An 11,997-nucleotide genomic window follows, 5' to 3' on the forward strand; every position below is an offset into this window, starting at 1 on the left:
TGACTGTTGAGGTCACTGTACTGCTTCAGCTATCCAGTATGAGCCTTCCTCTTAAGCAACCTGACGGATAAAAGCACTTCAAAATGTCTGCTTTACTGGCGAACATCCAGATGCAGACGATCGGTAAAGTCATAGAACGGATAACAAATCGGACTAGCGCGGCATCCCTGACTTAGGTATTTTCCCGTCCATGCCTGACATCCACTGCAGCCCAGGCTGCCCAGAGAAACAACGCACAGTAGTAGCCCAACGGACACCAGATACAGAACGCTAATATCGATGTTGCCGGATGCCGTTTTAAACGCGTTGATCTGCGCGGCAGTCATCGCCATAGCGGACGGCCTCTCGTGTAATCGCCGCTGACCTTGCCGTAATCCAGCGGCTGCGCACGGGAAGGCTGCATGTAGCGGTCGATGCCAGCACGCATGGTGTTGAGGTCTTCGTTGGCTTTGTTGTAGTCGAACAGGTAACGGCGGCGGTTATTGGGATCGGACTGCGCGGCGACGGCGCGGGTCTGGTCGTGGAAAAGCTGGACTTGATCGAGCAGGTGTTGAGTGGTGGCATGTTCCTCTAACTCGCTTGCCATAACACTGAAACTGATACAAATTGAGATCAAGTAAAAAGGTGTTTTAAACATGATTTATACCTCTCTGGTAGAATTTGTAAACCAGAACGGTAAAGAGATATCTTCCGCACTGAAATAATTAACAAAATATTAAATTTAATAGGAGGCATTTTGTTAGAAGAGCTGAGAAGTAAAGTGGAAAGTGAATTTCATAGCGATAAGATTAATCTGATGAAAAAAGCATCAGCTGCAGTCATACCATTTCTCATAATGCACTTCATTTACTTTCCATTTTTATCTTTCAGTTTTATTTATAACTATATGGCAAGGAACGGCTTTTTTAGCTATGAATTAATAAGTGAGAATTTCTTTGTGGTCTCACTTACTAGTGGGCTAACATTTTTAATGCTTGCAGGGTTTTCCGTGATACTTTGGAGTGGTGTGGGGTATTTTATTTTAAAAAAAGGCAATGCCATTTCATACTCTCATTCATTATGGTTTCTCTTTCTTGCCTCCATTCTATTTCAGATACTCGTCCTAAGTTACATAGTTCTTGCAGAAAACAAAGTGACGTTTATCTTTATATACTTGTCTTCACTGGTTTTGTGCATTTTTTATTGTTGCTACTTCATCTCTCCATTAAAAGGGAAGCTATTTTTGATTGCAGGGCTGACGGCTGTTACGGTTTATCTTCAAGTGGTTCTTGGGGATTACTCTAGTCAAGTGTTTGGGAAGTCATTAAAAATATTTGGTATCGGAGGTGGTTCCAATGTTTCATTAGTTTTCAAAGATAAAAATTATGATAAAAAAGCAGGAAGGTTAACGCTATTAACTCCCGATTTCGTATATTTAAATACTTCTCTAGGCTCAGAGATAATACCGATGGATAACTTAAGGCAAATCATCAAGCCACAGGTCATCAGGGAATGATGCGTTTTGTAATAATAATTTCTCTTAAGAATGAGAGCCGTTGCTGTGTTTCTTGATGCAGTGCGGTGAGCAATTGTTCTGACTTAGCGTCATCCTGTCGCTCCATTCCAGTGGCTAGCCTGCTGGTGGCAGCGCAAAAAAAGAACTTTGCACGCTGTCGTCCAGCTTATAAATACTTCTCAAATTCTGCCGTCATCACCGAAAGCTAATCTTCTGGAAGGGGAAAAGTCAGCGCTGATACCCCCTTTTTTATTGGCATTGATTAATGTTCGCCTCCATTCATCCATGATTCTCTCCATCTGCTGCGATCATTTAAAATATCGCCCACCAACATCTCTCGTATTTTAGCCTCGCTGGAAAGGCTTGTTAGTCAGACATTCAGAAAACGAACAACCTGAAAATTACCAGAAAATGTTAGTGAATCTCCTAAAAACATGACAACGGCGAGTTCAGCAAATTGCCAGGGGAACAGGTAACATATGGCTAATAGTGAACTGAAAAACCGGCCTCATGTATAAGTTACAAAGCTAATTCATTGAGAAAGATTAGTTATAAGTATAATTCGGCTCTTGACTTCATTAAATAATTCGCGATTCTTGTATGTGGGAATTTGATTTATGGAAGAATGGAGAAGGTGTGATGGATATACGGATGCTGGATCCCGATGAGCCGGGGTACTTTTTTAACTTCAGAAACCCCCTGCCTCATAATGAGTATTATGCTGTAAAACCTCAGTTCATGCCTCCACACGGTGCGCGTCCAATTGTGGATGATGCTACAGGACTGTGTATTGGTTACACGGTCGCGCAAGCTCCCGGACTGTGGCAGGTTTATGATGCGGATGGGCGTTTTACCACGCTTGAAGAAGCCCCATTGCAAACCCCGCTCATTGATCCGCTAGATATTGCGCTGATTGCATTTGGTGTTTTTCGCCTGTTGAGCAGTGGTCGGGCGGTGCTGGATGTCGCTGCGGGTAAAAGCATAGGCAGTGTGCTAAGCGAAGCAACGCTGAATATGCTGCGTGGTCGCCTGAAGGTTGGCCTGTCCGTGCGAAATCTTAAATTTACACGTACTACGGCCGCGCATATGGCCGAGTCAGGTAGATATATTCCGGTCAATATACTGGAAAAAGCTATCCGCTATGGTTCACGAAGCCCTGATGCTCAAAAAATGCCTGGCATGTTTTTATATCGTATAAAAATGACCGTCTGAAAAAGATTGTGGAGCATGATAAAATCAGGTATGTCCACAAAGAGTACACGTTACATGTTGTGGTCAGGGAACGGGACTGAACAATTTCACACTTCCATATCGACTGAGTGGCGGGACAGAAATGTTTGAGATCAAAAATGAAGATACGTTATTTCGCTTCTCATTTATCTCAAGAATTGAGGAGCCTGAAGATCGCAGGCTGGATTTGATCATGTGCTGGCTGGAAATTGCCGGTTGCAGTATAAACCTGCAATGTCAGTGCGAACTGACGATTTTCGACCTTGAAAGCCTGAAGGAAATGTTATCGGAGTTTTATGCATCCCTATACAAAAATGGACGACCTAAGCCGGTACAGTTCGCACCAAGAATGAAATCATTCACCTGCGAATTCAATGCTGTCGAGGGAAGTGATTTAATCGGTTTCAACTTCACTGCGACTCCCGCTATTTATGATAGCTGGCAACTGACCGGCGAGATCGCTATTGATCAATCCTATTTCCCTGCGCTGATACAGGGAATCGAATCGATTCTGACCAACTGAGCGCGGGTAAGATGCCGCCCGCCCTGCAGCCTGCTGGTTTGATTGCATAGCCGGGCACTCACCTCACAACGCCAGCTGCACCCCCGCGTCCCCCTCTTCGACCTGCGCCGGCACCGCGCAGCAGATCAGCACCTCATCCTGCGCCAGCGTGATGCCTGGCTGGGAAGTATAAGTCACCGCGCCTTTCACCAGTCTGGTCTTACAGCTGCCGCAATGTCCGGCGCGACAGCTGTAGGCCGGGCTCAGGCCGCGCGCTTCGGCCAGCTCCAGCAGCGTGCCGGACTGCGGCGTCCAGCGCGCTTCTTTCAGCGACTCTGTAAACACCACCGGCACCGCTTCGGTCGCTACCGGCGGCAGCGCGACGGGCTCTGGCACATTCTCCTGCTGACGCTGCAGCGACGAAGGACCAAACGCTTCGGCATGAATACGCGCGTCGGCAATATTCAGGCCGCGCAGTCCGTCATACATCGCCTGGGTAAATGACGGCGGGCCGCACAGATAGAAATCGTAATCGTTGAACGGCAGTACCTGCGACAGCAGCGCCATATCAATGCGTCCGGCAACGTCGTAATCCACGCCGGCTTCGGCTGCACCCGGCTGGCTGAGCACGCGTACCAGTTTCAACGCACCTTCGCTGGCTGCCAGCAGCGCATCGATCTCACGCGCAAACGGGCGTTCGGCCAGGTTACGCGCCGACTGCAGCAAATACACCGGACGCATCCGGCGTTTGCGTCGGCCTTCATAAATCAGGTGACGCAGCATCGCCAGCAGCGGCGTGATGCCGACGCCCGCCGCCAGCAGCACCGCTGGCCGCGTTTCGTGTGCATCAACAGTGAAGTCACCGGCCGGTGCGCGCACCTCCAGCCGATCGCCGACGCGCAGGGCATCGTGCAGATACTGTGATACGACGCCTTCACGCTTCACGCTGATGCGGTAATAACCATCCGACGGCGCAACTGACAACGTATATTGCCGAATCAGTGGCTTAGTGCTGCCCGGCAGCGTCAGGCGGATCGGCAGATGCTGGCCCGCCAGATGCGGCAGTACGCCAGCGCCATCATCCGGCATAAGATGAAACGAGCGAATCTGCGCGCTCTCATCGACGGTCTGCGTGATGCGGAATGGTCGCCACTGCGCCGCCAGCTGCTGCGCCTGCAGGCGTTCGCTGGCGGATGGCCAGTCGCCGGTCATCAGCGAGGCGGGCGATACGCCGTCTGGCTGATCGGCCCAGCGCAGGGCGAGGGCAGCGCGCCGGCGCACAATGCGGCGCGCGCTAAAGCGCCACAGCCGCTCGGCTCCCTGAAAGGCCGCGATTTCGGCGGAATCGGTTATCACCGTGGCATCGCCGCTCATCTGCAATACATCGCCGCTGGCGTAGTCGATAAACAGCAGCCCGGCCTTGCCGTTGAGTACGATATTGCCGAGGGTGGAGAAGAACAGGTTGCCGTTGAAGTCCGGAATGGTCAGTACATCATCGGCAGCGATGCGAACAAAACCGGCTTTGCCGCCGCGATGCGAAACGTCCACCTGACGGCGCGCCTGGTCGGCATAAGTGGTGACATAAAACGTGTCGGCTTGCCGGATGGCGGCGCGCGCGGCGTCATCCAGCGCGCTGAGCGTCTCAACTTCGCCCTGATAAGCCCTGCCGGGCGCATGGTCGAAGCGGAAATCGCGCAGCTGAATATAGCGCGGGCAGTTGCCGAAGCTCTGGTCAACCTGCACGCGCAGGCCGCCGCCAATTGCCGTCAGCACGCCATTCATGCGGTTGCGCCGCCGCGTGTGCAGCTCGATGCCGAGCAGGCCCACCGGTGCTCCATCGGTCATCCCGGCGGCGGCCGGATCGCTGGCGTCAGGACCGGCTGCGATATCCAGCGTGGTGGCGTTGGGCGAGAAGATAAAACCGGGCTGGCCTTCCAGCAGCGTGGCCCAGGCATCACCCTGTGCATCAACGCTGCCGGCAACGATAAACGGCAGCTGCGCGTAAAAGTCACGATGCTGATCGGGCATGTAATCGCGGATCACGCGCTGCCCGACATCGGCCATACGTTCCGCCACCCCCGCCTGCTGCTGCAGCGCAATTTCACCGTCATGCCATACCGGCAGCGTAATCAGTTTCTCGCCCATGATGCTGGCTCCTGTCAGGCGCGCAGGCCGGCGGCGGTCTGCGGAAAAGGCACAAAGCCGGGCAGCGCTTCAATCCGGCGCAGCAGCTGATTCACCGCAGGGTAACCGGACATCTCGACATTGCCTTCCGGGGCACCGGCCAGGTAGCTATATAAAGCGATGTCAGCAATGGTGGGATGGTCGCCCACCAGCCACTCACGCTGGCTGAGATGGCTTTCCAGCCGGGAAAGAATCAGATGCGCGCGCGCCAGCACCTCTTCAGCATTAAATTTGGCACCAAACACGGTAATCAGGCGCGCCGCCGCCGGACCGTAAGCCAGTTCACCGGCCGCTACCGACAGCCAGCGCTGCACCTGGGCGGCGCCCAGCGCATCTTCCGGCAGCCAGTCGCTGCGGTTAAATTTCTTCGCCAGGTACACCAGAATGGCATTGGAATCCGCGATGTAAACGCCATCGTCTTCCAGCACCGGCACCTGACCGAACGGGTTGATGGCGAGAAACGCCGGGGTTTTATGTTCGCCGCCAGGCAGGTCGACTTCGACCGTTTCATGCGCTATGCCGAGCAGTGACAGCGCCAGCAGTGCGCGGTGAGCGTGGCCGGAGAGCGCTAAGTTGTACAGTTTCATCATGCTGTTCCTCAGGTAGTGGTCGGGGTGATCCCGAGCCGTGGCCTAAGGTTCGCACAGCCGTATTGCTGGCAGAATAGCCAGATTTGCGAAGTCATTATTGCAAAAAGTGGAAGGATGCGGCCGGGTGCGCAGCAGGGCGCACCCGGCAGAGGGAGTGGTTCAGGAAGGCACGACGGCACTGCCGCTGGCGGCCTGCGCCTGCTGTTCGTTCTGCTGCTCTTCGCGCAGTTTCAGGCGATCCCACACGCGGAAAAACGGATAGTAGACCACCAGCGAAATCGTCAGGTTGACCACCTGTAACACCGTGCCGGAGATATGGCCGCCGGTGGCGAGATAGCCGCTGACGAAAATTGGCGTGGTGAAGGGCAGGGCGATGCCGGCTGGCGGCGCCACCAGACCGCTGCTCATTGCCGCCCACGAAACAATCACCAGCAGCACCGGCGTCAGGATAAACGGCAGGAACAGGTAGGGGTTCATCACCAGCGGAATGCCGAACACCAGCGGCTCGCTGATGTTGAACAGCGCCGCCGGCGCAGCGATTTTCCCCAGCTGTTTCATCTGGCGGCTGCGCGCGCGGATCAGCATAAAGATCACCAGCCCAAGCAGCGCGCCGGTGCCGCCAGGCGCAATCCATAAATCGTAAAACTGCTGGGTAAAGATGTGCGGAATCGGCTGGTTATGCTGAAAGGCTTCGAGGTTTTCACTCATGTTCGACAGCCATACTGGCTGAATGAACACCAGCACGATGGCATCGCCGTGCAGGCCGAGCGTCCACAGAATGCCAATCAGCAGCACCGAGAAAATCATCCCCGGCAGCGTGCCGCCGACGTGGTGCATCGGCAGACCAATCACCGTGGCGATCAGGTTGTTGATGTCGTGGAACGGTGAGGCTTCAACTGCCAGGCGCAGCAGCAGCACCACGGCCAGCACGCAGAAGCCGGGAACCAGCGCGAGGAACGATTTCGCCACCGCCGGCGGCACGCCTTCCGGCATCTTGATCACCAGGTTACGGCTGTGCACAAAGCGGTAGATTTCGGTGGAGAGCAGCGCAATCACAATCGCCACGAACAGGCCCTGACTGCCGATTAGTGAAATCGGCAGCACGCCGGTGACCAGCTGCGCGGGCGCGCCTTCAACCGGGGCGAACAGCGTCTGCTGCGGAATGGTCATCACAAACGCTACCAGCGCCATCGCGCCGCTGGTCAGCGGGTCGAGCGTGCGGTATTTCTCCGCCAGCCGGTAAGCGATGCCGAAGCTGGAGATCAGCGCCATGATGTCGTAGGTGGCACGCACCGGATAGAGCAGTTTATTGCGCCAGCTGTCGCCGAACAGGTCTGCCATCAGATGGCCCCAGGCCGGGATCGGCAGGTAGGCGAAGATCAGAAAAAAGCTGCCGATCAGCATGAACGGCATGTTGAGAATGATGCCGTCCCGCACGGACAGCACATGCTTCTGCCCGGCCACCTTGAGCGCGGCGGGCAGCACATAACGTTCGATGATATTACGGTTGGACATAGGGCCTCCTCGGGCACAATGGCGCAACAAATTAACAGGTCAATGCGTGTCATTTCGGCGCGGCGCAATTTATTGCGCGATGAAGCGCGCCGCGACGGCCTGGGTGCGGTTTGCGACAGGGATATCACGCAAACTGCGGCAGCCACGGTTGATTCAGCGTCAGCACTTCGTCCAGCAGCGCTTCGGCGCTGGCGACATCGCCGACCAGCGGGTTGCCGACCAGCGCCAGCAGCGCGGCACCGCGATCGCCGTGCACCGCCGCGTCGATGGTCAATCGCTCGAAGGCTTTGATCTGCTGCGTCAGCCCGTGCATCAGCGGTGGCAGCGCGCCAAACACCAGCGGGTGCGCGCCCTGCGCATCGACCACACAGTTCACTTCCACCACCGCGTCATCCGGCAGACCGTGAATCGCCCCACGGTTCTGGCAGTTCACCACCAGATTTTGCCCGCTATTGTTATGGATGGCGCTGATGAGCTCAACGGCCACTTCGGAGTAATATGCGCCGCCGCGAAAACTCAGCTGCTCCGGCTTGTGCGCCAGCTGCGGATCGGCATACAGCGCAAACAGCTCGGCTTCCACTTTCATCACCTGTTCGGCGCGCGTTCCGGCCTGGCCGTGCTGCGCTTTCTCCTGCTCTTCGGCCAGCATCTGCGGTGTTTGCCAGTAGTAGCGGTGATAAGGGCAGGGAATTGCCTGCAGCGCCCGCAGAAACGCCGGCGACCACGGCATCTCTTTGATGTTATTCATGGTCAGCGCCTGGCCTTCGCACAACTGTTCGATCACCCCGGCGGTCACGTCCTCGCCGCGGCACAGCACCTGATGCACCCACACCAGATGGTTCAGCCCGGCGAAGCGCAGCGCCACCTCGTCAAACGGCGCCTGTAACATGCCGGCGATCATATGGTGCATATTCACCGGCACGTTACACAGGCCGATGATCTTCGCGTTGCTGTAGCGCGCCACGGCTTCGGTAACGATGCCCGCCGGATTGGTGAAGTTGATGATGAAGGCGTCGGGTGCCAGCTGTTCCACTTTGCGCGCAATCTCCAGCATCACCGGAATGGTGCGCAGCGCTTTGGCGAAGCCGCCGACGCCGGTGGTTTCCTGGCCGAGACGACCATACTTCAGGCCCAGCCGTTCATCGGCGGCGCGTGCTGCCAGCTGGCCGACGCGCAGCTGTGTCAGCACAAAGCGCGCACCGCGAATCGCCTCATCCAGCGCGAAATGCACGCTGACCTTAACCTGCTCCAGCCCGTTCTTTTGCAGCATGCGCCGCGTGAGATCGGCGATGATCTGTACCTTTTCGCGTCCTGCCGCCACATCCACCAGCGCCAGTTCGGTTACCGGCAGCTGCGCATAACGGTTGATGATTCCCTCCACCAGCTCCGGCGAATAGCTGCTGCCGCCGCCAATGATTGCTATCTTAAGCATCGTTTTCTCCTGCCGTGGTACGGCGATAGAGTTCAATGATTTCGCCCGCTAAATCCTGAATCAGCATGGCGTTCATCAGGTGATCCTGGGCATGAACCAGAATCAGGGTAACCGGCAGCCGGCCGCTGCCTTCGTCCAGGCTAATTAGTGCCGTCTGCTGCTGGTGCGCGCTGCTTACGTTTTCCCGCGCCGCCGCCAGCTGCTGCTGTGCCGCATCAAACTGGCCGGCGCGCGCCAGCCGCAGGGCGCTGAGAGCGGCGCTGCGCGCGGCACCGGCCTGCACCAGCAGCAGCATGATCTCCTCTTCCGGAGCCACCATTACGTCATCTTCAGGCATGCAGAATCTCCCACAGCGCAACGCCGTGTGTTATCAGTCAGATTAGGGGAAACGAAGAATCAGGAAGCGTGCAGCGCCAGCGCTTTATCCAGCACCTGTTCGCCGCGCATCATGCCGTAATCCATCATGTCGATCACGGCGACCGCCTTGCCCTGCGGGGCCGCGATGGCGGTGAGGCGGGCAGCTTCAAACTGCACTTGTGGGCCGAGCAGCACCACATCCGCATCCGGCAGGATACGTTCGAAATCGGCCACCGGGACGGCCTGAATGTTGATCGCCAGCCCGCGCGCTTGTGCAGCGTGCTGCATTTTATTCACCAGCATGCTGGTAGACATGCCAGCGGCACAGCAAAGAACAATGCGCATAATTTATCCTCCTGTGAATTGACTCCGGCATTTAAGACCTGTCTCAGTCGCACTGTAAATACCCTGCGGCCAGATGATTTTGTGATGAAAGTTATTTAAAGTATTATTTATCAATAATTTGATCATTAAATTGCCATGAAAATAATTTTCATTGGTGTGATCGGGACGATGATTTTCTGTTGCGAGTGATTTAATTCCAGGAAAATTCAGTGCGATCAGCTGAAAAAAATCTCACAATGAAAAATATTTTCATGCATCATGAGGGTTCGTTACTGAGGATGTGATGAGCTAATGGATATTGTCTGGCAACTGCAGCAGCAGTCGGCGCGTTTTGATGCGCAGGAATCAAAGCTGGCGCGATTTATTCTGGATAACCTGCACGCCAGCGCGCAGGCCACCATGGAGAGTCTGGCGGCGCAGGCGGGTGTCAGCCCGGCTGTACTCCAGCGCTTTGCTGCCTCGGCGGGCTACCGCGATCTGGATGATTTTCTGCACCAGGTGCGCCAGGCCGGCCAGCAGGAAAGTGCGTTTATGACGGTGATTCGTCAGCGGCAGGCTTCGCTCAGCCAGCAGGAGCAGCGGGTGGCGCGCGCCATCCTGCGTGACGCCGCGTTCGCGGCCTCGGCCACCATTGAACAGCTGGCCAGCCGGGCGGAAGTCAGTGCGGCGACCATTACCCGCTTTGCCCGTTCGGTCGGCTGCGACGATATTCGCGATCTGCGTATGCGGCTGGCACGCGCCAGCGCCGAACCGGCTACTTCCAGCCACGATGCGGTGCCGCAGCTGGTGAGTCTGCATCAGGCGCTGACCCGGCAGTGGCAGCAGCTGGATGACAGCCGCTGGCAGCAGGCGGCGCAGGCGCTGCGTCAGGCACGCAGCGTGTTGCTGATCGGTGCCGCCGGCCAGCACACGCCGCTGGTGGCGGAAGTGCAGCAGCGGCTGAGTGAGGCCGGGCTGGCGCTGGCGTGGATCCAGGACGACAACCTGCTGCGCCTGACGCTCAGCCGTTTGCAGCCGGACGATCTGCTGCTGATCCTCGCGCCGGATACCATCAACAGCAGCGTGCTCAGCGCGGTGCATCACGCTCACATCCAGCAGACCCCAGTGATGGCGCTGTGCCCGGCGGCGCTGGATCTCGCCAGCCAGGCCAACTACTGGCTGCCGCTGCCGGATGCAGCACCGGCGCGGCGTTATGGCATCCTGCTGGCGCTGGACCGGCTGGCGGCGGCGCTGTAACACCCCGCCTTTCGATTCAGGCGGTTGCCGCCACCTGAGATTTGGCTTCAATAAACTGCACCAGCGCGCGCGTCACGTCAGCGGTGGTGGCGCTGCCGCCGACGTCCGGCGTCAGAATGCCCGCCGCGCACACCTGCTCAATGCCCTGCATTATCAGCGCGGCCGCGTTGCGCTCGCCCAGATGTTCCAGCATCTGCACCGCGGTCCAGAAGGTGGCGATCGGGTTAGCGATGCCTTTGCCGGTGATATCAAACGCCGAGCCGTGAATCGGTTCGAACATCGACGGAAAACGCCGCTCCGGATCGATATTGGCGGTTGGCGCGACGCCGAGACTGCCGGCCAGCGCGCCGGCGAGGTCGGAGAGAATATCCGCATGCAGGTTCGTGGCGACAATGGTGTCCAGTGATTGCGGGTGCAGTGTCATGCGGTGCGTCATGGCATCCACCAGCATCTTGTCCCACTGCACATCCGGAAACTCCTGCGCCACTTCCGCCGCAATTTCATCCCACATCACCATGCCGTGCCGCTGGGCATTGGATTTGGTTACCACCGTCAGCAGTTTGCGCGGCCGCGACTGCGCCAGTTTAAAGGCGTAGCGCATGATGCGCGTCACGCCGACGCGGGTAAAAATCGCCACTTCAGTGCCCACCTCTTCTGGCAGGCCGCGGTGCGCACGGCCGCCGTTGCCGGAGTATTCCCCTTCCGAGTTCTCGCGCACGATTACCCAGTCAAGATCGCCCGGTCCACGGTTGCGCAGCGGCGAGGTCACGCCCGGCAGAATTTTGGTGGGCCGCACGTTGGCATACTGATCGAAGCCCTGACAAATCGGCAGGCGCAGCCCCCACAGCGTGATGTGATCCGGCACGTCCGGCGCGCCCACCGCACCGAAGTAGATGGCATCAAACTGCTTCAGCGTCTGCAGGCCATCTTCCGGCATCATCACGCCGTGCTGTTTGTAGTAGTCCGAGCCCCAGTCAAAGGTCTGCACGTCAAACGTCAGCTGTTCATCGTGCCGCGTCAGCGCCTGCAGCACCTCAACGCCAGCCGAAATCACTTCCGGGCCAATACCGTCTGCCGGAATCGCGGCAATTTTGTAGTTACGCATTGTGTT

The 11,997-nt window shown here is 56.9% G+C and carries 13 protein-coding genes; 4 read left to right on the forward strand and 9 right to left on the reverse strand.

Annotation, left to right across the window (positions count from 1 at the left end; translation table 11 throughout):
- Positions 1 to 92: 92 nt before the first annotated feature.
- Positions 93 to 332 (reverse strand): hypothetical protein, encoded by a 240-nt coding sequence (locus tag CBW22_RS03730; protein WP_441339102.1) that lies wholly within the window; start codon positions 330 to 332, stop codon positions 93 to 95.
- Positions 323 to 637 carry an integrative conjugative element protein, RAQPRD family gene (locus CBW22_RS03735; protein ID WP_088516052.1) on the reverse strand — a complete coding sequence of 105 codons (315 nt, stop codon included), beginning with the start codon at positions 635 to 637 and terminating at the stop codon, positions 323 to 325. The genes CBW22_RS03730 and CBW22_RS03735 overlap by 10 nt, the downstream gene beginning before the upstream one ends.
- 99 nt (positions 638 to 736) lie before the next feature.
- Here CBW22_RS03735 and CBW22_RS03740 point away from each other — a divergent pair, with 99 nt between their 5' ends.
- The 3 genes from CBW22_RS03740 (at position 737) to CBW22_RS03750 (ending at position 3,248) form a co-directional block, all read left to right on the forward strand.
- Positions 737 to 1,495, forward strand: coding sequence for a hypothetical protein (locus CBW22_RS03740; protein WP_141097288.1), 759 nt, complete (start codon positions 737 to 739; stop codon positions 1,493 to 1,495).
- A gap of 600 nt (positions 1,496 to 2,095) precedes the next feature.
- The gene (locus tag CBW22_RS03745) at positions 2,096 to 2,707 is read left to right on the forward strand and encodes a hypothetical protein (RefSeq protein ID WP_254919468.1); all 612 of its coding nucleotides are present in this window, start codon (positions 2,096 to 2,098) and stop codon (positions 2,705 to 2,707) included.
- A gap of 121 nt (positions 2,708 to 2,828) precedes the next feature.
- Positions 2,829 to 3,248, forward strand: a complete 420-nt coding sequence (locus CBW22_RS03750; protein ID WP_088516054.1) for a hypothetical protein — start codon at positions 2,829 to 2,831, stop codon at positions 3,246 to 3,248.
- A 63-nt stretch (positions 3,249 to 3,311) separates the two neighbouring features.
- On the opposite strand, the gene CBW22_RS03755 is transcribed toward CBW22_RS03750, so the two are convergent.
- The 6 genes from CBW22_RS03755 to CBW22_RS03780 form a co-directional block, all read right to left on the reverse strand.
- On the reverse strand, positions 3,312 to 5,372 hold the full coding sequence (locus tag CBW22_RS03755; protein ID WP_088516055.1) for an FAD-binding oxidoreductase: 2,061 nt from the start codon (positions 5,370 to 5,372) through the stop codon (positions 3,312 to 3,314).
- Positions 5,373 to 5,386: 14 nt separating this feature from the next.
- Entirely contained in the window at positions 5,387 to 5,998 is a 612-nt protein-coding gene (locus CBW22_RS03760; RefSeq protein ID WP_088516056.1) for a glutathione S-transferase family protein, read from the reverse strand.
- Between the two features lie 162 nt (positions 5,999 to 6,160).
- Positions 6,161 to 7,516, reverse strand: a complete 1,356-nt coding sequence (gene celB / locus CBW22_RS03765; protein WP_021507630.1) for a PTS cellobiose transporter subunit IIC — start codon at positions 7,514 to 7,516, stop codon at positions 6,161 to 6,163.
- 124 nt (positions 7,517 to 7,640) lie between these two features.
- Positions 7,641 to 8,948: a 6-phospho-beta-glucosidase gene (locus CBW22_RS03770; RefSeq protein ID WP_021507629.1), complete on the reverse strand. Its 1,308-nt coding sequence runs from the start codon at positions 8,946 to 8,948 to the stop codon at positions 7,641 to 7,643.
- A complete protein-coding gene (locus CBW22_RS03775) occupies positions 8,941 to 9,285 on the reverse strand; it encodes a PTS lactose/cellobiose transporter subunit IIA (protein WP_254919469.1) in 345 nt (114 codons plus the stop codon). The genes CBW22_RS03770 and CBW22_RS03775 overlap by 8 nt, the downstream gene beginning before the upstream one ends.
- 59 nt (positions 9,286 to 9,344) lie before the next feature.
- Positions 9,345 to 9,653: a PTS sugar transporter subunit IIB gene (locus CBW22_RS03780; RefSeq protein WP_058759671.1), complete on the reverse strand. Its 309-nt coding sequence runs from the start codon at positions 9,651 to 9,653 to the stop codon at positions 9,345 to 9,347.
- Positions 9,654 to 9,941: 288 nt separating this feature from the next.
- On the opposite strand from CBW22_RS03780, the gene CBW22_RS03785 reads away from it, so the two are divergent.
- Positions 9,942 to 10,886, forward strand: coding sequence for a MurR/RpiR family transcriptional regulator (locus CBW22_RS03785; RefSeq protein ID WP_088516057.1), 945 nt, complete (start codon positions 9,942 to 9,944; stop codon positions 10,884 to 10,886).
- Between the two features lie 16 nt (positions 10,887 to 10,902).
- Here CBW22_RS03785 and CBW22_RS03790 read toward each other — a convergent pair whose 3' ends face one another.
- Positions 10,903 to 11,991, reverse strand: a complete 1,089-nt coding sequence (locus CBW22_RS03790) for a tartrate dehydrogenase (RefSeq protein ID WP_088516058.1) — start codon at positions 11,989 to 11,991, stop codon at positions 10,903 to 10,905.
- Between the last annotated feature and the right edge of the window lie 6 nt (positions 11,992 to 11,997).

Origin of the sequence: Pantoea sp. VS1, from assembly GCF_002207995.1 — a bacterium.
Taxonomy (GTDB): Bacteria; Pseudomonadota; Gammaproteobacteria; order Enterobacterales; family Enterobacteriaceae; genus Pantoea; species Pantoea dispersa.

Coding starts and splice junctions, on each gene's coding strand:
- CBW22_RS03730 (WP_441339102.1), bottom strand. CDS start 332: ATGGCGATGACTGCCGCGCAGATCAACGCGTTTAAAACGGCATCCGGC.
- CBW22_RS03735 (WP_088516052.1), bottom strand. CDS start 637: ATGTTTAAAACACCTTTTTACTTGATCTCAATTTGTATCAGTTTCAGT.
- CBW22_RS03745 (WP_254919468.1), top strand. CDS start 2,096: ATGTGGGAATTTGATTTATGGAAGAATGGAGAAGGTGTGATGGATATA.
- CBW22_RS03750 (WP_088516054.1), top strand. CDS start 2,829: ATGTTTGAGATCAAAAATGAAGATACGTTATTTCGCTTCTCATTTATC.
- CBW22_RS03755 (WP_088516055.1), bottom strand. CDS start 5,372: ATGGGCGAGAAACTGATTACGCTGCCGGTATGGCATGACGGTGAAATT.
- CBW22_RS03760 (WP_088516056.1), bottom strand. CDS start 5,998: ATGAAACTGTACAACTTAGCGCTCTCCGGCCACGCTCACCGCGCACTG.
- celB (WP_021507630.1), bottom strand. CDS start 7,516: ATGTCCAACCGTAATATCATCGAACGTTATGTGCTGCCCGCCGCGCTC.
- CBW22_RS03770 (WP_021507629.1), bottom strand. CDS start 8,948: ATGCTTAAGATAGCAATCATTGGCGGCGGCAGCAGCTATTCGCCGGAG.
- CBW22_RS03775 (WP_254919469.1), bottom strand. CDS start 9,285: ATGCCTGAAGATGACGTAATGGTGGCTCCGGAAGAGGAGATCATGCTG.
- CBW22_RS03785 (WP_088516057.1), top strand. CDS start 9,942: ATGGATATTGTCTGGCAACTGCAGCAGCAGTCGGCGCGTTTTGATGCG.
- CBW22_RS03790 (WP_088516058.1), bottom strand. CDS start 11,991: ATGCGTAACTACAAAATTGCCGCGATTCCGGCAGACGGTATTGGCCCG.